This window comes from Kitasatospora sp. NE20-6 (genome assembly GCF_045862635.1).
In genome coordinates this window covers 18694-37479 of record NZ_BPRL01000072.1, presented here as the reverse complement: position 1 = coordinate 37479, position 18786 = coordinate 18694, and the positions used below count along the sequence as shown (strand labels likewise).

Annotated in this window: 18 protein-coding genes; 12 read left to right on the top strand and 6 right to left on the bottom strand. The window is 74.6% G+C overall.

Annotated features, from left to right (window positions below; all coding sequences use genetic code 11):
• Positions 1–209: 209 nt before the first annotated feature.
• The gene (locus SNE206_RS34385) at positions 210–1718 is read left to right on the top strand and encodes an MFS transporter (protein ID WP_407917484.1); all 1509 of its coding nucleotides are present in this window, start codon (positions 210–212) and stop codon (positions 1716–1718) included.
• Between the two features lie 86 nt (positions 1719–1804).
• Here the strand turns inward: SNE206_RS34385 and purB are convergent, their stop codons facing one another.
• From purB to SNE206_RS34365, 4 genes are all read right to left on the bottom strand, one after another.
• Positions 1805–3244 (bottom strand): adenylosuccinate lyase, encoded by a 1440-nt coding sequence (gene purB / locus SNE206_RS34380; RefSeq protein WP_407917483.1) that lies wholly within the window; start codon positions 3242–3244, stop codon positions 1805–1807.
• 60 nt (positions 3245–3304) lie between these two features.
• A complete protein-coding gene (locus SNE206_RS34375) occupies positions 3305–3745 on the bottom strand; it encodes a MarR family winged helix-turn-helix transcriptional regulator (RefSeq protein ID WP_407917482.1) in 441 nt (146 codons plus the stop codon).
• Between the two features lie 115 nt (positions 3746–3860).
• Positions 3861–4235 (bottom strand): DUF3037 domain-containing protein, encoded by a 375-nt coding sequence (locus tag SNE206_RS34370; protein WP_407917481.1) that lies wholly within the window; start codon positions 4233–4235, stop codon positions 3861–3863.
• Positions 4235–4990: a HipA family kinase gene (locus SNE206_RS34365; RefSeq protein ID WP_407917480.1), complete on the bottom strand. Its 756-nt coding sequence runs from the start codon at positions 4988–4990 to the stop codon at positions 4235–4237. The genes SNE206_RS34370 and SNE206_RS34365 overlap by 1 nt, the downstream gene beginning before the upstream one ends.
• Positions 4991–5116: 126 nt before the next feature.
• On the opposite strand from SNE206_RS34365, the gene SNE206_RS34360 reads away from it, so the two are divergent.
• From SNE206_RS34360 to SNE206_RS34320, 9 genes are all read left to right on the top strand, one after another.
• Positions 5117–6484 (top strand): NAD(P)/FAD-dependent oxidoreductase, encoded by a 1368-nt coding sequence (locus tag SNE206_RS34360; RefSeq protein WP_407917479.1) that lies wholly within the window; start codon positions 5117–5119, stop codon positions 6482–6484.
• Between the two features lie 141 nt (positions 6485–6625).
• Positions 6626–8041 (top strand): glycoside hydrolase family 47 protein, encoded by a 1416-nt coding sequence (locus SNE206_RS34355; protein ID WP_407917478.1) that lies wholly within the window; start codon positions 6626–6628, stop codon positions 8039–8041.
• 162 nt (positions 8042–8203) lie between these two features.
• Entirely contained in the window at positions 8204–8875 is a 672-nt protein-coding gene (locus tag SNE206_RS34350; protein ID WP_407917477.1) for a pyridoxamine 5'-phosphate oxidase family protein, read from the top strand.
• Complete coding sequence (locus SNE206_RS34345; RefSeq protein ID WP_407917476.1) at positions 8869–9492, top strand: FMN-binding negative transcriptional regulator; 624 nt, start codon at positions 8869–8871, stop codon at positions 9490–9492. Before SNE206_RS34350 ends, SNE206_RS34345 begins: the two co-directional genes overlap by 7 nt.
• A 64-nt stretch (positions 9493–9556) precedes the next feature.
• Positions 9557–11032, top strand: coding sequence for a sugar porter family MFS transporter (locus SNE206_RS34340; protein ID WP_407917475.1), 1476 nt, complete (start codon positions 9557–9559; stop codon positions 11030–11032).
• 193 nt (positions 11033–11225) lie between these two features.
• Positions 11226–11921, top strand: a complete 696-nt coding sequence (locus SNE206_RS34335) for a dienelactone hydrolase family protein (RefSeq protein ID WP_407917474.1) — start codon at positions 11226–11228, stop codon at positions 11919–11921.
• Between the two features lie 94 nt (positions 11922–12015).
• Positions 12016–13314, top strand: coding sequence for an MFS transporter (locus SNE206_RS34330; RefSeq protein ID WP_407917473.1), 1299 nt, complete (start codon positions 12016–12018; stop codon positions 13312–13314).
• Positions 13315–13375: 61 nt separating this feature from the next.
• Positions 13376–13888 (top strand): HAD domain-containing protein, encoded by a 513-nt coding sequence (locus tag SNE206_RS34325; RefSeq protein WP_407917472.1) that lies wholly within the window; start codon positions 13376–13378, stop codon positions 13886–13888.
• Between the two features lie 66 nt (positions 13889–13954).
• Entirely contained in the window at positions 13955–14842 is an 888-nt protein-coding gene (locus SNE206_RS34320) for a PhzF family phenazine biosynthesis protein (protein ID WP_407917471.1), read from the top strand.
• Positions 14843–14891: 49 nt separating this feature from the next.
• On the opposite strand, the gene SNE206_RS34315 is transcribed toward SNE206_RS34320, so the two are convergent.
• Positions 14892–15680 carry a CPBP family intramembrane glutamic endopeptidase gene (locus SNE206_RS34315; protein ID WP_407917470.1) on the bottom strand — a complete coding sequence of 263 codons (789 nt, stop codon included), beginning with the start codon at positions 15678–15680 and terminating at the stop codon, positions 14892–14894.
• Positions 15681–15801: 121 nt separating this feature from the next.
• Positions 15802–17301 carry a glutamate--cysteine ligase gene (locus SNE206_RS34310; RefSeq protein ID WP_407917469.1) on the bottom strand — a complete coding sequence of 500 codons (1500 nt, stop codon included), beginning with the start codon at positions 17299–17301 and terminating at the stop codon, positions 15802–15804.
• A gap of 337 nt (positions 17302–17638) precedes the next feature.
• Here SNE206_RS34310 and SNE206_RS34305 point away from each other — a divergent pair, with 337 nt between their 5' ends.
• Entirely contained in the window at positions 17639–18214 is a 576-nt protein-coding gene (locus SNE206_RS34305; RefSeq protein WP_407917468.1) for a hypothetical protein, read from the top strand.
• 317 nt (positions 18215–18531) lie between these two features.
• On the top strand, positions 18532–18723 hold the full coding sequence (locus SNE206_RS34300; protein ID WP_405014297.1) for a DUF5999 family protein: 192 nt from the start codon (positions 18532–18534) through the stop codon (positions 18721–18723).
• The last annotated feature ends 63 nt before the right edge of the window (positions 18724–18786 follow it).

Sequence of the window (18786 nt, the reverse complement as noted above, 5' to 3'; positions counted from 1 at the left end):
CGGGGCGGCGGTCACGCCGGGGGACGGACCGATCGCGGTGTGTCGCCGACGGGGCCCGGCGAGGACGAGCGGGGGCGCCCCGCCGGGGCGGCCCGAACCGCAGCCGCGGCACCGGCGCCTCCGGCACGGAGCGGCTCGCCGGCGTCCGGCGGTGACGCCCGCCGCCCGGCGGGGTGCGGAGGGAGGCCGGGGCGGCGCAGGATCGAAGAATGAGCGGCGACGGCACGGCACAGGCGATCCGCCTCGGCACGGCGCGGGGGCGCTGGGTGCTGCTGGCGACGGTCCTCGGCTCCGGCATGGCGATGCTGGACGGCACGGTGGTCAACGTGGCGCTGCCGCGGATCGGCGAGGACCTCGACGCCTCGCTGGCCGCCCTCCAGTGGACGGTCAACGCCTACCTGCTGACCCTCGCCTCGCTGATCCTGCTGGGCGGCTCGCTCGGCGACCGGTACGGGCGGCGCCGGGTCTTCCTGATCGGCGTCGCCTGGTTCGCCGTGGCCTCCGCGGTCTGCGCGGCCGCGCCGACCATCGGGGTGCTGATCGCCGCACGCGCCCTGCAGGGCGTCGGCGGGGCCCTGCTGACACCGGGGTCGCTGGCGATGCTGCAGGCGGTCTTCCACCCCGACGACCGGGCCGGCGCGGTGGGTGCGTGGTCGGGGCTGGGCGGTGTCGCGGCGGCGATCGGACCGTTCCTCGGCGGCTGGCTGGTCGACGGGCCCGGCTGGCGCTGGATCTTCCTGCTCAACGTGCCGGTGGCGGCCGTGGTGGTGGCCGTGGCGGCCCGCCACGTGCCGGAGACCCGTGACCCGGTCCGGCCGAAGGGGTTCGACGTGCCGGGCGCCGTCCTCGCGGCCCTGGCCCTGGCCGGCGTGACGTACGCGCTCACCGACGCCTCCGCCGCCCTCGCGCCCGCGGCGGCCGTGCTGGGCGTGCTGTGCGCGGTCGCGTTCGTGCTGGTGGAACGGCGGGCGGCGGCGCCGATGCTGCCGCTGGAGCTCTTCTCCTCGCGGCTGTTCACCTCGGTCAACCTGGTGACGCTCTGCGTCTACGGCGCCTTCAGCGGGATCTTCCTGCTGCTGACCGTGCAGCTCCAGGTCGTCTCCGGGTTCAGCCCGCTGACGGCGGGCGTCGCCCTGGTGCCGATCACCGTCCTGATGCTGGCCTTCTCGGCCCGCGCCGGACGCCTCGGCCGGGCGATCGGCCCGCGGCTGCCGCTCAGCCTCGGCCCGCTGATCTGCGCGGGCGGGGTGCTGCTGATGCTGCGCATCGGCCCGGGCGCCTCGTACTGGACGGACGTGCTGCCGGCCGTGACGGTGCTGGGCGCGGGCATGACGCTGCTGGTCGCCCCGCTGACGGCGACGGTGCTCGCCGCGGTGGACGTCCGTCGGGCCGGCATCGCCAGCGGCGTCAACAACGCCGCGGCCCGCGCGGCCGGGCTGCTCGCGGTGGCGGCCCTGCCCGCCCTGGCGGGGCTGAGCGGCGACGCGTACCGGGTGCCCGCGGAGGTCGACGACGCGTTCGGGACGGCGATGCTGATCTGCGCGGGCCTGCTGGCGGCGGGCGGCCTGCTGGCGGCGGCCACCGTCCGCGGCGACGCGCTGGCGCCCGAGCCGGAGCGGGAGGTCGCCGAACCGAGCTGCACGTGGCGGTGCGACACGACCACCCCGCCCATGGACCCGGGCCACCGGGCCGGCCACCGGCAGACCCCGGAGCCGTGAGGAACGACGGGGGGCGGCGCGCCACGGCGCACCGCCCCCTGTACAAGCCCCGTACCGGCACAAGCCCTGCACCGGCCCGGCCGGTCCTACAGGATGTCGCCCGGGGCGTACTTCGCGGCCTCGGGGTGGGCGTCGGCCACGGCCTCGACCCGGCGGACGATCTCGGCGACCTGGGCGCCCGCCGCACCGGTGAAGGAGAGGCGGTCGGCGAGGAGCGCCTCCAGCGCGGCCCGGTCGAGCGGGATGCGCGCGTCGTCGGCGAGGCGGCCGAGCAGCGCGTTCTCGCGGGCGCCCTCGCGCATGGCGAGCGCGGAGGCCACCGCGTGCTCCTTGATGGCCTCGTGCGCGGTCTCGCGGCCGACCCCGGCCCGCACCGCGCCCATCAGCACCTTGGTGGTGGCGAGGAACGGCAGGTAGCGGTCGAGCTCGGTCTCGATCACGGCGGGGAAGGCGCCGAACTCGTCGAGCACGGTCAGGAAGGTCTCCAGCAGGCCGTCGAACGCGAAGAACGCGTCCGGCAGGGCCACCCGGCGGACGACCGAGCAGGAGACGTCGCCCTCGTTCCACTGGTCGCCGCCGAGCTCGGCGGTCATCGACGCGTAGCCGCGCAGGATGACGGCGAGGCCGTTGACGCGCTCGCAGGAGCGGGTGTTCATCTTGTGCGGCATCGCCGACGAGCCGACCTGGCCGGCCTTGAAGCCCTCGGTGACCAGCTCGTGGCCGGCCATCAGGCGGATGGTCTTGGCCAGGCTGGACGGCGCCGCGGAGAGCTGGACGAGGGCGGTGACGACCTCGAAGTCCAGCGAGCGCGGGTAGACCTGGCCGACGCTGGTGAACACGTTGTCGAAGCCGAGGTGGCCGGCGACCCGGCGCTCCAGCTCGGCGAGCTTGTCGGCGTCGCCGCCCAGCAGGTCGAGCATGTCCTGGGCGGTGCCGACCGGGCCCTTGACGCCGCGCAGCGGGTAGCGGGCGATCAGCTCCTCCAGGCGGGCGAACGCCACCAGGAGCTCGTCGGCGACGGTGGCGAACCGCTTGCCGAGGGTGGTCGCCTGCGCGGCGACGTTGTGCGAGCGGCCGGCCATGACCAGCTCGCCGTACTGCGCGGAGAGCCGGGCCAGGCGGACGAGGACGGAGACGGTGCGGTCGCGCACGTGCTCCAGGGACTGCCGGATCTGCAGCTGCTCGACGTTCTCCGTGAGGTCCCGGGACGTCATGCCCTTGTGGATCTGCTCGTGGCCGGCGAGGTCGCTGAACTCCTCGATCCGGGCCTTCACGTCGTGCCGGGTGACGCGCTCACGCGCGGCGATCGACTCCAGGTCGACCTGGTCGACGACGCGCTCGTAGTCGGCGACGGCGCCGGCGGGCACCTCGATGCCGAGGTCCTGCTGGGCCTTCAGGACGGCGAGCCACAGGTGGCGCTCAAGGACCACCTTGTGCTCGGGGGACCACAGCTGGGCCAGGGTCGCCGAGGCGTACCGGGAGGCCAGGACATTGGGGATCTGGGGCTTCGCGCTCACGCTTCGCAAGCCTAACAGTCCAGGTCGGCCGGGCCGTCCCCGGCCGGGGCGCAGCCCGGGCCGTCCCGCCTACCGGACGGCCGGCACGGGCAGCACCCGGCGGCAGAGGTCGGCCAGGGCGGTCCGCTGCTCCGGGTCGAGCCCGGCGAAGGCGTCGCGGGTGCGCACCATGTCGGCGCGGATGCGGTCCAGCACCTCGCGTCCCTGCCCGGTGATGCCGACGATCTTCACGCGGCGGTCGCCGGCGGCCGCCTCCCGGTGCGCCAGGCCGAGCGACTCCAGCCGGTCGACGATGCCGGTGACGTTGGAGGCGTCGCAGCCGAGCCGGCCGGCCAGGGCACGCATCGGCACCGGCTCCTGCACCGCCTTCAGCGCCTTCGCCTGGGACGGGCTGAGCCCGTGCCCCGCGGCCGCGGCCGCGAAGTCCTGGAAGTACGCGGCGCCGACGGCCGCCACCGCCTCCATGAGGTCGGCGGCAGACGGTGCGGTGGTGGTCGCTGTCGTGCCCATGGGGGCAGGGTACGCCCGGATGCTTCACCGGCTCAAGCTTCGACCCCGGCAAGGGTCGCGCGCCCTCCCCGGCGCCGGTGGGAGGCCCCGCCGCGGGCCCGCCGGGCACGGGCGGTCAGAGCACCAGCTGGCCGAAGAGGTGGCGGAGTTCGGCGTCCGGGTCGGCGGTCAGCCCGGTGTGCACGGGCCCCGGCTGCAGCACGGCGCTGCGCGGCGCGGTCAGCCAGCGGAAGCGCTGCCCGGGGCTGTCGCCGGCCGCCGGGCCGGCCCCGTCGCCGCCGCCGCAGAGCGCCTCCACGCCGTGCAGCGCGCGGCGCACCCCGGCGACGTCGGCGACCGGGTCGAGCGCCAGCAGCCTGCTCTGGTCGAGGTGGGTGCGGGCGCCCAGGTAGCCGCTCCGCCGGCAGTGGAGCAGCACCCCGACGTTGACGAACTCCCCGCGCTCGACGCGGGGGACGGCCCGCATCACCGCGTACTCGTAGTCGTCCATCAGGCGGCCACCTCCGGGAGCCAGGCGCGGGGGCCCGCCAGACGGGCCGTCAGCTGGGTGCGGTACGCCGCGCGGACCGCGTCGGCGGAGTCGAAGCCGGGCTCGTCGGTGAGCCACACCTCGGGGATCGCGTCGACAGCCGCCCCGACGGCCTCCGCGGCCAGCGGGGCGAGTTCGGCGTCGGCGGCCTTGAGGTCGGGCCCGGCGGGCAGCAGCGCGTGGCCGGCCGCGTCGTACGGGCGGGTGATCCAGGCGGCGGCGCCGGACCAGGCGTGGTGGAAGATCAGGCTGGCGCCGTGGTCGACGAGCCGCAGCCCGCCGGCCGCGACGAGCATGTTGGGGTTGCGCCAGGAGCGGTCGACGTTGCCGATCAGCGCGTCGAACCAGAGCACCCGGCCGGCGAGCAGCGGGTCGACCTCGAAGCAGAGCGGGTCGAAGTTGAGGGCGCCGCTGACGAAGGCCATGCCGAGGTTGGCGCCGCCGCTGGCCCGCATCTGCTCCTGGATCTGCGGGTCCGGCTCGCTGCGGGCCAGCACCGGGTCGAGGTCGAGCAGGACGAGTTCCGGCACGGGCAGTCCGAGGGCGCGCCCGAGTTCGCCGGCCAGCACCTCGGCGACCAGCGCCTTGCGTCCCTGGGCCGCGCCGACCCACTTCAGGACGTACAGGCGGCGGTCGTCCGCCTCGACCAGGCCCGGCATCGAGCCGCCTTCTCGCAGTGGCGTCACGTACCGGACCGCCGTCACCTCGGGGAGCATCCGGCCAGCCTACCGACGACGCCGGGACCGCCGTGCCGCGCTGCGGTGGCAGCCCCCGTTGGTCCGTGCGAGTGTGGCGGGGCAGTTGTCCTGACACGCCACGGACCGGCACGTAAGGGATGGACGATGGAGCGACCCCGAATCCTCATCGTGGGCGGCGGCTTCGCCGGCCTGGAGTGCGCACGCCGTCTGGAGCGCAAGCTCGCGCCGGCGGAGGCGGAGATCTCGCTGGTCACACCGTTCAGCTACCAGCTGTACCTGCCGCTGCTGCCGCACGTCGCCGCCGGGGTGCTGACCCCGCAGTCGGTCGCGGTGTCGCTGCGCCGGACGCTGCGCCGGACGCACATCGTGCCGGGCGGGGCGATCGGCGTGGACCCCCGGTCCAAGGTGATCGTCGTCCGCAAGATCACCGACGAGGTGGTCGCCGAGAAGTACGACTACCTGGTGCTGGCGCCGGGCAGCGTCACCCGGACGTTCGACATCCCCGGGCTGAAGGACTACGCGCGGGGCATGAAGACGCTCGCCGAGGCGACGTACATCCGCGACCACGTGATCGCGCAGCTCGACCTCGCCTCCACCACGCTCGACCAGCGCGAACGCGAGTCGCGGCTGCAGTTCGTCGTGGTCGGCGGCGGCTACGCGGGCACCGAGACGGCGGCCTGCCTGCAGCGCCTGACCACCGCGGCGATCCGCCGCTACCCGCGGCTCGACCCGGGCCTGATCAAGTGGCACCTGATCGACATCGCGCCGAAGCTCATGCCCGAGCTCGGGGACAAGCTCGGCACGACGGCGCTGGAGATCCTGCGGGGCCGCGGCGTCGAGGTGTCGCTGGGCGTGTCGGTGGCCGAGGTCGGCGCGGAGAACGTGAAGTTCACCGACGGCCGGGTGCTGCCCAGCCGCACCCTGATCTGGACGGCGGGCGTCACGGCCAGCCCGCTCGTCGCGACGCTCGACGCGGAGACCGTCCGCGGGCGGGTCGCGGTGACCGCGGAGATGCGGGTGCCGCAGTTCGACGGCGTGTTCGCCCTGGGCGACGCGGCCGCCGTGCCGGACCTCGCCAAGGGCGACGGCGCGGTCTGCCCGCCGACCGCCCAGCACTCCGCCCGCCAGGGCCGGGCGGCCGCCGACAACGTGGTCGCCGCGATGCGCAACCAGCCGCTGGAGCCGTACTACCACAAGGACCTCGGCCTGGTGGTGGACCTCGGCGGCCGGGACGCCGTCTCCAAGCCGATCGGTGTCGAACTCCACGGCCTGCCCGCGCAGCTGGTGGCCCGCGGCTACCACCTGATGGCCATGCGCACCAACGCCGGGAAGTTCCGGGTCGGCGCGAACTGGCTGCTCAACGCGACCGCCGGGGACGACTTCGTACGGACCGGCTTCCTCGCCCGGCAGCCCGCCCGGCTGGAGGACTTCGAGTACACCGACGCGTACCTGACGCGGGACCAGGTGCGCGAGCACGCCCGGTCGCTGCTGGCCCGCGGCTCCGCCACCTGACGGACCGCAGGGGTCACCCGCAGGGTGGATCCCGCCGCCGTCCGGCACCCGGCGCTACCGCCCTGACCTGGGCGGTAGCGCCGACACGCATATTCCGTGATGGTCGGACCGCAGGCGTCGCCGCCGCTACCGTCCGGCAGCATGCGATCACTCTCCCTGCCACGCCGCCGTACCGTGCTCTCCGCCGCTGCCGTGGCCACCACCGGAGCCGCGCTCGCCCGACCCTCCGCCGCCGCCGCGGCACCCGCCCTCGACCTGCCCGGCGACGCGACGGCCGCCCGGGAGATCCGCGAGGAGTTCGTCCACAGCTGGGAGGGGTACAAGCGGGCCGCCTGGGGCTACGACGAGGTCCGCCCGGTCTCCGGCGGCCGCAACGACTTCTTCGCGAGCGGCCGCACCTTCGGGCTGTCGATCGTGGAGGCCCTCGACACCCTGTGGCTGATGGAGCTGGACGGCGAGGTGGCCCTCTCCGCGGACTGGATCGAGGAGCACCTCGACCCGGCGCAGGACGCCGACGTCCAGGTCTTCGAGGCCGTCATCCGCCTGGTCGGCGGACTGCTCGCGGGCCACCTGTGCACCGGGCGCACCGCCCTGCTCGACCGCTGCCGCGAGCTGGCGGACCGGCTGCTGCCGGCCTTCACCCGCTCCCCCACCGGCATGCCCTACCGCTACGTCAACCTGCGCAGCGGGGCGGTCGGCGGCCACACCAGCCCGCTCGCCGAGATCGGCTCCAACATCGTCGAGTTCGGCCTGCTCTCGCAGCTGACGGGCGATCAGAAGTACTGGGACGCCGCGAAGCGGGCGATGCGGGCGGTCTTCGACCGGCGCTCGGCGCTCGGGCTGCTCGGCACGACGCTCGACATCGAGACCGGCCGCTGGACGGACACCACCTCCTGCGCCCCCAACCCTCCGGTCGACTCGTACTACGAGTACCTGTGGGCCGGTGCCGAGCTCTTCGGCGACCGCGAACTCGGCGACTGGTACCGGCTGCTGACCGATGCCGTGCTCCGCCACCAGCTGGAGGTGCAGGGCGGGTACGCCTGGTACCGGCAGGTCGACTACGCCACCGGCCTCACGACCGGCCGCACCGCCTCCGAGCTGGGCTCCTTCTACCCGGGCCTGCTGGGCAAGGGCGGCGACCTGGATGCCGCCCTCGCCTACTACGACACCTGGTCGATGCTGCTCGCCAACAACCCGGTGGTGCCGGAGGCGATCGACTACGGCAGCGCGACGGTCCGCTCGGCCCGCAACGACCTGCGGCCCGAGTACGTCAACGCCGCCTACGACCTGTGGATGCTCACCGGGGAGCGGCGCTTCAAGGAGACCGCGTACACGTACTTCGCCGGGCTGCGCGAGCACCTGCGGGTGCCCGGCGGCTACACCGTCGCCGAGGACGTCACGGCGTCGCCCCTGCAGCGCGGCGACCTGACGCCGGGGTACTGGTTCGCCGAGAACCCGAAGTACCTCTACCTGATGTTCGCGGCGGCGCCGCGCTTCGACTACCGCTCGGGCCTGCTGTCGACGGAGGGCAAGGTGGTGCGCGGCGCGGTGCGCTGACGGCGGGCCGACGGCCGCCGTCCCGGGGATCCGCCGTCCGGCGGGCGCTCCCCCGGGGCGGCGGCCGTCGCGCTGCGCCGCCGCAATCCCCTTGGCCGCCCGCACAGGCATCCGATACCATCCTAGCGCAAAAGAAATTATGCACTAGTTCAAAGGATCGCCATGTCGGAGACCGCCTACCACCGCAGCGCGCGGACCACCCCGACCCGCTACCGCGACCGCGCGAGCTGGGAGAAGGAGGCCGTGCACGCCGTCCTCGACGCCACCTGGCTCTGCCACCTCGGCTTCGTCGCCGACGGCGCCCCCGTCGTCCTGCCCACCGTCTACGCCCGGGTCGGCGACCGCCTCTACCTGCACGGCTCCACCGGCAGCCGCCCGCTGCGCGCCGCCGGGGCCGACGCCGGCCTGCCCGTCTGTGTCACCGTCACCCTCGTCGACGGCCTCGTGCTCACCCGCTCCGCGTTCAACCACTCCGTCAACTACCGCTCGGTGGTCGCCCACGGCACGGCCCACCAGGTCACCGACGAGGCCGAGCTGGCCGTCGCCCTCGACGCGATCGTCGACCAGGCGGTGCCCGGCCGCTCGGCGGACGTCCGCCCGGCGAACGCCAGGGAGCTCGCCGCCACCGCCGTCATCCGGCTCGACCTCGACGAGGTGGCCGTCAAGACCCGGACCGGCGGCGCGAACGACGACGAGGCCGACCTCGCCCTCCCCTTCTGGTCGGGCGTCGTGCCGGTGCGGACCGCCTACGGCGCCCCCGAGCCGCACCCCTCCACGACCGTCCCCCTCCCCGGCCACCTCGCCCGGCTCGGCCGCACGGAGCAGCCGTGCTGATCCGCCCCTGGGACCGCGGCACCGAGGACGAGTGGCGGCAGTGGCTGGCCGAAGGCCGGGACTTCGGCCTGCTCGCCGCCAACGGCACCGGCGGCCGGGGCCCCGTCCTGGTGCCCACGCACTTCCTGCTCGACGCCGACCGCGGGGAGATCCTGCTGCACCTCGCCGCCCCCAACCCCGTCTGGGCGGCCCTGCGCGCCGACCCGCACGCCACCCTCGCCGTCACCGGCGACCACGCCTTCGTACCGGGACGCTGGCGCGGCCCGCCCGGCACCCCCACCAGCTACTACGCGTCCGTGCACTTCACGTGCACCGCCGAGATCGTCGACGACCCGGCCGGCAAGGCCGCGATCCTCACCCGGCAGCTCGCCCGCCTCCAGCCGGAGGACCCGCAGACCGTCACCCCCGGCGAGGCGCCCTTCGGCCCGCTCCTGAGCGGGATCCGCGGGCTGCGGCTGACGGTGCAGGAGGTCCGCGCGAAGTTCAAGTACGACGACAAGAAGCCCGCCGCCGAACAGGCCGCCCTCGCCGACCGTCTCGCCGGGCGCGGCGCGGCACCCGACGCCGGAGCCCGCGCCCAGCTGCTGCGCCGCAACGCGCTGCGCACCCGCGACTGACCCGGCCGCCGGGCGGCCTGTCGCTCCGTCGGCCCGCCCCGCGGGCGGAGCCCCGGACGGGCTGATGGACTGTGGGACGTACCCTGTCCGACCGGCCGAGCAGGCGGGCCCGAGCCGCGAGGAGCCGCTCACCGTGACCACCTCCTCCCCGTCGCACGCCGAGGACCATCTCGGCCACGTCGTCTTCATCTCGGCGGCTGCCGCGATGGGCGGCTTCCTCTTCGGATACGACAGCGCCGTCATCAACGGCGCCGTGACGGGCATCCAGAAGCACTTCGAGGTGGGGAACAGCGAGACCGCGTTCGTCGTCGCGATCGCGCTGCTCGGCTCGGCCGCCGGTGCCGTCGTCGCCGGCCGGCTCGCCGACCACCTCGGCCGGGTGCGGACGATGCTGCTCGCCGCCGTGCTGTTCGCGATCAGCGGCGTCGGCTCGATGTTCCCCCCGAGCATCGGCGTGCTGGCCTTCTGGCGGGTCGTCGGCGGCGTCGCGATCGGCATCGCCTCGGTGATCGCGCCGACGTACATCGCCGAGGTCGCGCCGACCGCCTACCGCGGCCGCCTGGCCTCGTTCCAGCAGCTGGCGATCGTGCTCGGCATCACCATCTCCCAGCTGGCCAACTGGGGGCTCAACCAGGCGGCCGGCGGCGAGTCCACCAACCACCTCGGCGGGATCCAGGCGTGGCAGTGGATGCTCGGCGTGGAGACGGTCCCCGCCCTGGTGTACGGGCTGATGGCGCTCTCCATCCCCGAGTCGCCGCGCTTCCTGATCGCCGACCGCCGCGAGGACCAGGCACGCGCGGTGCTCGCGGAGGTCGAGGGGCCGGGCATCGACCTCGACGCCCGGATCGCCGAGATCCGCGCCGTCCTCCACACCGCGCACAAGCCCCGGCTGAAGGACCTCACCGGCGGCCGGTTCGGCCTGCTGCCGATCGTCTGGGTCGGCATCGGCGCCTCGGTGTTCCAGCAGTTCGTCGGCATCAACGTGATCTTCTACTACTCGTCGTTCCTCTGGCAGTCGGTCGGCATCGACGAGTCCAACTCGCTGCTGATCAGCCTCTCCACCTCGATCGTCAACGTCGTCGGCACCGTCGTCGCGATGGCCCTGGTCGACCGGATCGGCCGCAAGCCGCTGGCCCTCGCGGGCTCCGCCGGCATGGCGCTCGCGCTCGGCACCGCCGCGTGGGCGTTCTCCTTCCGGCAGGGCACCGGCGACAACGCGACCCTGGACGACACCTACGCCACCGTGGCACTGGTCGCCGCACACGTCTTCGTCTTCTGCTTCGCCTTCTCCTGGGGCGTGGTGGTGTGGGTGCTGCTCGGCGAGATGTTCCCCAACGCGATCCGGGCCCTGGCGCTGTCGGTCGCCGCCTCCGCCCAGTGGATCGCCAACTGGGCGATCACCGTGTCGTTCCCCGACCTCTCGGACTGGAACCTGTCGGCGACGTACGTGATCTACGCCTGCTTCGCCCTGCTGTCGATCCCGTTCGTCGCGTTCTGCATCAAGGAGACCAAGGGGCGCGCCCTGGAGGAGATGGGCTGACCGCCCACTACCGCACCGCACCACCACCGCATCACTGCACACCACCACTCACCACTGCACCGCCGGGCCCCGCAGGGCCGGGCTCCCGGGTGACCGGACCCCGCCCCGCGGCCCCGGCTCCCGCACCTGCCCGGCGCACCCGATCCGCGCCGGCCGACCGCCGCGCGCACGCGGCCCGCCCCCCGGAGAGGCCATGGGCAGCAGTTCCCCGCAGAACGTCACCTTCCCCAGCAACGGCGGCACGGCGCACGGCTACCTCGCGCTCCCGCCGCAGGGAACGGGCCCCGGCCTGATCGTCGTCCAGGAGTGGTGGGGCCTGACCACGCACATCGTGTCGATGGTGGACCGCTTCGCCGCGGAGGGCTTCGTCGCACTCGCCCCCGACCTGTACGGCGGCGCCACCACGCACGACCGCGAGGAGGCGGCCCGGATGCTCGCGGCGCTGCCCGCCGACCGGGCCGCCCGCGACCTGCACGGCGCGGTCGACCACCTGCTCGGCCGGCCCGAGGTCGTGGGCGACGCCGTCGGCGCCGTCGGCTTCTGTATGGGCGGCGGCCTCGCCCTCGTCCTGGCCGCGCAGGAGGCCGACCGGATCGCCGCGGTGGTGCCCTTCTACGGCCTGCCGAAGATCCCCGGCTTCGCGTACGGCGGCCTCACCGCGCACGTGCTCGGACACTACGGCGAGGAGGACCGCTCGATCGGCCAGCAGCGGGTCGACGAGGCGGCGATGCTCATCGGCGAGGCCACCGACCGGCGGCCGGAGATCCACTTCTACCCGGCCGGGCACGCCTTCATGAACGACGAGAACCCGACCGGCACGTACGACCCGCTGCAGGCGCGGATCGCCTGGCAGCGCACGCTCAGCTTCCTCCGGGGCCACCTGGGGTGAGGCGGCGCGCCCGCCTTCCGACCGGGCCGGAATCGGACACCCGGGTCCGGAAACCGGATGGACAACCGCCGCAGCGAGCCCGCATAGTCTCCGGGTGACCGCCGCCCCCGCCCCCGCCACACCCCGCCCGCTCGCCTGGGCCGGACGCAACTTCCGGATCCAGACCGCCGCCACCGTGGTGAGCGGCCTCGGCAACGCGGCGGCACCGATCGCCACGGCGTTCGCGGTGCTGGAGGCGGGCGGCTCCACCGCCGACGTCGGCTACGTCACGGCGGCGCGCACGGTGCCGCTGGTGGTGTTCCTGCTGGTCGGCGGGGCACTGGCCGACCGCATGCCGCGCCACCACGTGATGGTCGCGGCCAACCTCTTCAACGCGGCCTCCCAGGCCGTCCTCGCCCTGCTGGTGCTGACCGGCAGCACCTCGCTGTGGGCCCTGGTCGCGCTCGCCGCGGCGGGCGGCGCCGGACAGGCCTTCTACGCGCCCGCCTCCGAAGGCATGATCATGACGAGCGTCGCCGCCGAGCACGCGGGCCGGGCGTTCTCCGTGTACCGGATGGCGATGAACGGCTCGCAGATCGGCGGCGCCGCCCTCGGCGGGGCACTGACCGCGACGATCGGCCCGGGCTGGGTGCTGCTCCTGGACGCGGGCGGCTTCGCCCTCGCCGGCGCGCTCCGCGTCCTCCTCCGCGTCGAACGGCGGACCGACGGCACCGCCCGCCCCGGCATGGTGCATGAACTCCGGCTCGGCTGGCGGGAGTTCGCATCCCGACGGTGGCTCTGGGCGGTGGTGCTGCAGTTCTCCGTCGTCGTCGCGTGCATCAGCGCGGTCGAGACCGTGTACGGGCCCGTGGTCGCCGCCCAGCGGTTCGGCGGGGCCCGCGCCTGGGGCGCGGCCATGGCGGCGTTCGGCATCGGCATGCTCGTCTCCGGCGTGCTGACCGCCCGCCGGCACCCCCGCCGGATCCTGCTCGTCGGCAACTGGGGCGTCTTCCTCTTCGCCCTCCCCGCCCTCGCCCTCGCCCTGCGGGCGGGGCTGCCCGTCCTCGTCGCCGCCATGTTCGTCTCCGGCGCCGGCGTCACCGTCTTCGGCGTCAACTGGATGGTCGCCCTCCAGCAGGAGGTGCCCGCCGAGATGTTCTCGCGCGTCTCCGCGTACGACCACCTCGGCTCGATCGCCCTCACCCCGCTGGGCACCGCCCTGGCCGGCCCGGCCGCCGACGCCCTCGGACTGGACGGCGCCCTGTGGACCTGCGCCGTCGGCACCCTCGCGCTCGCCGCCGCCGTCCTCGTCGTGCCGGAGGTCCGCCGGCTCACCCGCGCGCTGCCCACCGCCGGGCCCACTGCCGGACCCACCGCCGGGCCGGCCCCCGTCGACGAACCCGCCGCCGCCTGACGGCAACCGCCGCCCGCCGCACGGGCGTCCCCCCGGGCACACCGACACGCCGGGGGCGCGCATGACCGGACGACCGCTGCTCTTCGTCGACGTCGACGGCGTGCTCAACCCCGCCGACCCCTGGCCCGCCGACGGCTACGGCCACCACCGCCTGCTCGGCCACGACGTGCTGCTCTCCCCCGTGCACGGCGACTGGCTGCGCGAACTCGCGGACACGTACGACCTCTGCTGGGCGACCACCTGGCAGGGCTCCGCCAACGAGCACCTCGGCCCGCTCCTCGGCCTGCCCGAACTCCCGGTGGTCACCGTGAACCGCTACGCCCGGCAGGCGGGCGACCCGCGGATCCGGCTCGCGGAACTGATCTCCGGACACAAGTGGGCGCCGCTCCTGCGCCACGCCGCCGGCCGGCCGTTCGCCTGGGTCGACGACGTGATCCCGCCGCGGCTGGTCCGCAACTCCCTGCTGCGCAGCGACCGCCTGCTGCTCCGCACCGATCCGCACCAGGGGCTGGAGCGCCACCACGTGGACCGCCTGCTGCGTCGCCCGCCCGCCCCGCGGTGGCGGCGGCGCTGACGACCGGGCCACCGGCCACCGGTCGGCCTGCGTGCCCGCAGGGCCGGGCGCGCCTACAGTCGGCCCATGAGGATCAGGACCGTCGACGCCTTCACCGACCGGCCGTTCGCCGGCAACCCGGCCGCGGTCTGCCTCCTCGACGGGCCGGACTGGCCCGCGGACACCCCGATGCAGCGGATCGCCGGCGAACTCAACCTCTCCGAGACGGCCTTCGCCCTCCCGCCCGGCCCGGGCGGCGACCCTGCGTGGGGCCTGCGGTGGTTCACCCCGACGGCCGAGGTCGGCCTGTGCGGCCACGCCACCCTCGCCACCGCGCACGCCCTGCACGCGGACGGCCTGCTCGCCGGGGGCCGGGTCCGCTTCACGACCCGCAGCGGCGTCCTCACCGCCGCGGTCGGGGCGGACGGCACGATCACCCTCGACCTCCCCGCCGCGCCGGCCGTCCCGGTCGGGGCGCCGCCCGGCCTCGCCGAGGCGCTCGGCGCACCGGTCGTGGCCGTGTACGACACGGGAGCGCTCGGCGACCTGCTGGTGCTGCTGGCCGACGAGGAGGCCGTCCGCGGGCTCGCCCCGGACCTCGAAGCCGTCGCCCGGCTGGAGGCGCCCGGTGTCATCGTCACCGCCGGCGCCCGGCACCCCGAACAGCCCGGCCGGCCCGAACACCCCGAACAGCCCGGCCGGGCCGAACGGGCCGGTGACGGCCACGACTTCGTCTCGCGCTTCTTCGGTCCGGCGATCGGCATCCCGGAGGACCCGGTCACCGGGAGCGCCCACACCGCCCTGGCTCCGTACTGGGCGCAGCGGCTCGGCCGGTCCGTGGTGACCGGGCGCCAGCTGTCCGCCCGTGGCGGGGTGGTGGCGTGCGAGGTGGCGGGTGACCGGGTGCTGCTGTCCGGCCGGGCGGTCACCGTGCTGGACGGGACGCTGGTCGGGGAGGCCGCCGCGCTCGGCTGACGCCTGCAGGGGCATCCGCTGCCGGTCGTGCCCGCGGAGGTGGAGCGGCTCAGGCCGTGGGCAGCCAGCCGACGTGGCCGGCCAGGAGCGCGTAGCCGACGAAGGCGACGGTGTCGATCAGCGCGTGGGCCGCGACGAGCGGCATCACCCGGCCCCAGCGGCGGTAGAGCAGGCAGAAGACCAGGCCCATCACCATGTTGCCGACCAGGCCGCCGACCCCCTGGTAGAGGTGGTACGAGCCGCGCAGCACGGAGCTGGCGACCACCGCGGCGGGCCACGACCAGCCGAGCTGGCCGAGCCGGCGCAGCAGGTAGGCGAGGACGACCACCTCCTCCAGGATGGCGTTCTGCCAGGCCGAGCAGATCAGGACGGGGATGCGCCACCAGACCTCCGGCAGCCCGGACGGTGCCACGGTGAGGTTGAACCCGGCGGCCTGGGCGGCGAGGTACAGCCCGAGGCCGGTGCCGCCGATCAGGGCGGCGACGGCGGCACCGCGGCCGAGGTCGCGGGCCTTGTCGCGCAGGTCGAAGCCGAGCACCCGCAGCGAGGTGCCCTCGCGGACGAGCAGGTAGCCGACCAGGACGACGGGCATGAGGCCGCGGGCGATGTAGTAGAGCTGCCAGGCGAGGTCGATCCAGGGGCGGCCGGGGGCGCGCGAGCCGTTGAGGGTGGCGACCTGCTGGCCGAGCGCCATGGGCTGGGTGAGCGAGTCGGCGAAGCTGATCAGCGCGCCGATGCCGCTCGCGCCGAGCGAGAGCCCCAGCACGATGAGGAGTTCGACGCCGAGCAGGCGGCGTGCCGGGGTGCCGGTCTCGGGCTCGGTCGAAACGGTGGTCACCTGGTCTCCCGCCCGCGGGCCGTGCTCCCGCGGCCGGCCGGCCGGGGGCCCGGAGCCGTGGAACGGCTCCGGGCCGATCATCCTTCCACACCGCGTCCGCGGTGCCGTCGCGACGGTCCGGTCAGCCGACCGGCCAGGTGTGGACGGGTTCGCCGGTCCGCATGTACTCGACGTACCTCCTGGTCATGGCCGCGATGGCGGCGGTGCGGTCCATGCCGAAGTGGTCGCGCAGCCGGTGGACGGTCGCGGCCTGCCAGGAGGCGCCGTTGGTGCGGCGGCGGCAGCGCTGTTCGATGATGCCGAGGTAGCGGTCGCGGTCGGCCGGCTCGACGCCCCAGGCGTCGAGGCCCTGGTGGGCGAGCGGCAGCAGTTCGTCCAGGACGAGGTCGGTGACGGCGACGGGGGCGGTGCCGCGGCCGGTGCGTCCGTGGCGGGGCCAGTGGAGGACGGCGTCGATGCCGTGGCGGGCGGCGGTGTGGAAGTTCTCGTCGGCGCGTTCGAACGGCAGCCGGGTCCAGACCGGGCGGGACTGCTCGGCGAGCACCCGGACGAGGCCGTAGTAGTAGGCGGCGTTCGCGAGGGTGTCCGCGACGGTCGGGCCGGCCGGCAGGCAGCGGTTCTCCACGCGCAGGTGGGCGATGCCGTCGGCGATGTCGTACACCGGCCGGTTCCAGCGGTAGACGGTGCCGTTGTGCAGGCGCATCTCGGCGAGCTTGGGGACGCCGCCGGAGGCGAGCACCTTGACCGGGTCCTCGTCGTCGCAGATCGGCAGCAGGGCGGGGAAGTAGCGGAGGTTCTCGGCGAAGAGGTCGAGCGCGGAGTCGACCCAGCGCTCCCCGAACCAGGTGATGGGGCGCACGCCCTGCGCCTTGAGCTCCGCCGAACGGGTGTCACAGGCCTGCTGGAACAGCACCGGCCTGGTCTCGCGCCACAGCTCCCGGCCGAACAGGAACGGCGAGTTGGCGCCCAGGGCGACCTGGCTCGCGGAGATCGCCTGCGCGGCGTTCCAGACCGGGGCGAACCGCTCGGGGGTGACCTGGAGGTGGAGTTGCAGCGAGGTGGCGGCGGCCTCGGCGACCATCGACACCGACTCGACGGCGAGGTGCTCGACGCCCTCGATGTCGAGGGCGATGTCCTCGCCGCGCGCGGCGAGTATCTGGTCGCTGAGCAGGCTGTAGCGGTTGTTGTGGGACATGCTGTCGAGGCCGGTGTGGTCGATGTCGAGGGTCGGCAGGATGCCGACCATGACGATCCGGGCGCCCGCCTCGGCGGCCTGCCGGTCGGCGTAGCGCAGGCAGGTGTCGATCTCCTCGCGCAGTTCCTCCAGCACGTGGCCGCCGAGCCGGCGCGGGGCGACGTTGATCTCGATGTTGAAGCGGCCCAGCTCGGTCTGGAAGTCGGTGGAGCCGATCGCCTGCAGCACCTGGGCGTTGCGCATGACCGGCATGCCCTGCTCGTCGGCCAGGTTGAGCTCGATCTCCAGGCCCATCATCGCTCTCGGGCGGTCGAAGCGGTCCTCGCGCAGCATCCGCTCCAGCACGTCCAGACAGGACTGGAGCTTGCGCCGGTACAGCTGCCGGTCGGACAGTTCAGCGCGCGTGGCAACGACCTTCTCGCCCATGAGCGTCCTCCTCCCCTAGGTCGACCGTGCAAGCATCATGCCCATCCGGAAGATCGATAGCCCGGCACCGGAACGGGCCGACGGGCCGGGATCCTGACGGTCCCTCAGCCGATATCCGACTTGCCGCTCGGAACCGAACGTGATAAGAAGGTCACCCTGCGCACCTGTTCGAGTAGAATTCGCACTGCGCTTATGCCCGGTCTCCCCGTCGCACGGCTCCGTCGTGTCGCGTGGGACCGCGCCCGCACCGCGATCATGCCCAACCGGACACGGCCAGGTCACGCCACGCCGGTATGCCGCACTCGCACGCCGATCTCGCATGGAGAGGCGACCCACCATGACCCTGCAGACCCCTCAGCCCCCGCCCAGCGCCCTGCGCGCCGTGCTCGCCGCCCTCGACGACGAGAGCGCACTGAGCAAGCCCGCAGCGGCGGCACTGCGCCATGCCCCCGGCCCGCTGCTGCCCGCGCACCCACTGGCCGTGTACGTCCTGGAGGGGTCCGCTCTCGCCACCGCACGCCGCACCGGCTGGCGGTTCCTGATCAAGCACGGCCCGGCGGACATCGTCGCGGCCGCGGACGTCGTCGAGGCGGCCGGCCAGGGCCACGTCTTCTCGCACTTCGCCGCCGGCCCCTACCTCGACTCGACCGTCCACGCCCTGCGGCAGGCCTGGCAGCTGGCCCAGGGCTCGCGCACGCCGCGCCGGCCCCGGCTGCTGTCGATGCCGGGCCACTACGCCACGGCGCTCTGGCTCAGCGGCGGCGACCCCGGCGCCGCGGACGACCTGCTGATCCCGCTCTCCCCCGCACCGCTGGGCGTCACCGCCCACCGCACCTACCAGGCCGCCGAGCTGCTGGCCGCGCTGGAGCGGCCGCCGCTCGGCGGGGCGGCGATGGCGCTCGGCCGCAGCTGACACGGCGGGCAGCCGGAAGGGCCATCGGCACTGACCCGTTCGGGTCGGCCGCCGGTGGCCCTTCCGGCTGCCCGCCCGACCCGGTGCCGCCTGAACGGGTGGTCCGGACCGACAGGTTGTGGCGCATGTCACGAAACGGCTGCGGAAGTGACCTGGGACACCGACACTGGGAACCAGCACGAGTGGGGGGATGTCGTACCCACTGGAGCGTCGGTTCACACCTGGGCCGGCGAAGAGGATGATCCGCCGGCAGGGCGGCACGCCCGTGAGGTGCCGTGCGGCGGGGCGGGATCGCAAGCGAAGCGAGGGTACGAGCCATGTGCCAGCACCATCCTGAATGCCCTTCGGCGGAATCCGCCGACCGCGAGGCGGCCGTCCCCGTGGCGCGCCATCCCGACCAGGGGTGGAGCCTGCTCTGCAACGGCGTCCTGCTCTTCGAGGACACCGGCGAGCTGCTGCCCGACGGCCGGGTGATCGCGCCGCGGCGCCCGCTGGCCGTCGTGGCCTGACGCCGGCACCGCCGGCCGACAGCGGGACGGCCCCGGAGGAGTGGTCCTCCGGGGCCGTCCCCG

Excerpts from the sequence above, each read along its gene's own strand:
- SNE206_RS34385 (WP_407917484.1), top strand. The coding sequence starts at position 210 with ATGAGCGGCGACGGCACGGCACAGGCGATCCGCCTCGGCACGGCGCGG.
- SNE206_RS34375 (WP_407917482.1), bottom strand. The coding sequence starts at position 3,745 with ATGGGCACGACAGCGACCACCACCGCACCGTCTGCCGCCGACCTCATG.
- SNE206_RS34370 (WP_407917481.1), bottom strand. The coding sequence starts at position 4,235 with ATGGACGACTACGAGTACGCGGTGATGCGGGCCGTCCCCCGCGTCGAG.
- SNE206_RS34365 (WP_407917480.1), bottom strand. The coding sequence starts at position 4,990 with ATGCTCCCCGAGGTGACGGCGGTCCGGTACGTGACGCCACTGCGAGAA.
- SNE206_RS34360 (WP_407917479.1), top strand. The coding sequence starts at position 5,117 with ATGGAGCGACCCCGAATCCTCATCGTGGGCGGCGGCTTCGCCGGCCTG.
- SNE206_RS34355 (WP_407917478.1), top strand. The coding sequence starts at position 6,626 with ATGCGATCACTCTCCCTGCCACGCCGCCGTACCGTGCTCTCCGCCGCT.
- SNE206_RS34350 (WP_407917477.1), top strand. The coding sequence starts at position 8,204 with ATGTCGGAGACCGCCTACCACCGCAGCGCGCGGACCACCCCGACCCGC.
- SNE206_RS34340 (WP_407917475.1), top strand. The coding sequence starts at position 9,557 with ATGGACTGTGGGACGTACCCTGTCCGACCGGCCGAGCAGGCGGGCCCG.
- SNE206_RS34335 (WP_407917474.1), top strand. The coding sequence starts at position 11,226 with ATGGGCAGCAGTTCCCCGCAGAACGTCACCTTCCCCAGCAACGGCGGC.
- SNE206_RS34325 (WP_407917472.1), top strand. The coding sequence starts at position 13,376 with ATGACCGGACGACCGCTGCTCTTCGTCGACGTCGACGGCGTGCTCAAC.
- SNE206_RS34320 (WP_407917471.1), top strand. The coding sequence starts at position 13,955 with ATGAGGATCAGGACCGTCGACGCCTTCACCGACCGGCCGTTCGCCGGC.
- SNE206_RS34310 (WP_407917469.1), bottom strand. The coding sequence starts at position 17,301 with ATGGGCGAGAAGGTCGTTGCCACGCGCGCTGAACTGTCCGACCGGCAG.
- SNE206_RS34305 (WP_407917468.1), top strand. The coding sequence starts at position 17,639 with ATGACCCTGCAGACCCCTCAGCCCCCGCCCAGCGCCCTGCGCGCCGTG.
- SNE206_RS34300 (WP_405014297.1), top strand. The coding sequence starts at position 18,532 with ATGTGCCAGCACCATCCTGAATGCCCTTCGGCGGAATCCGCCGACCGC.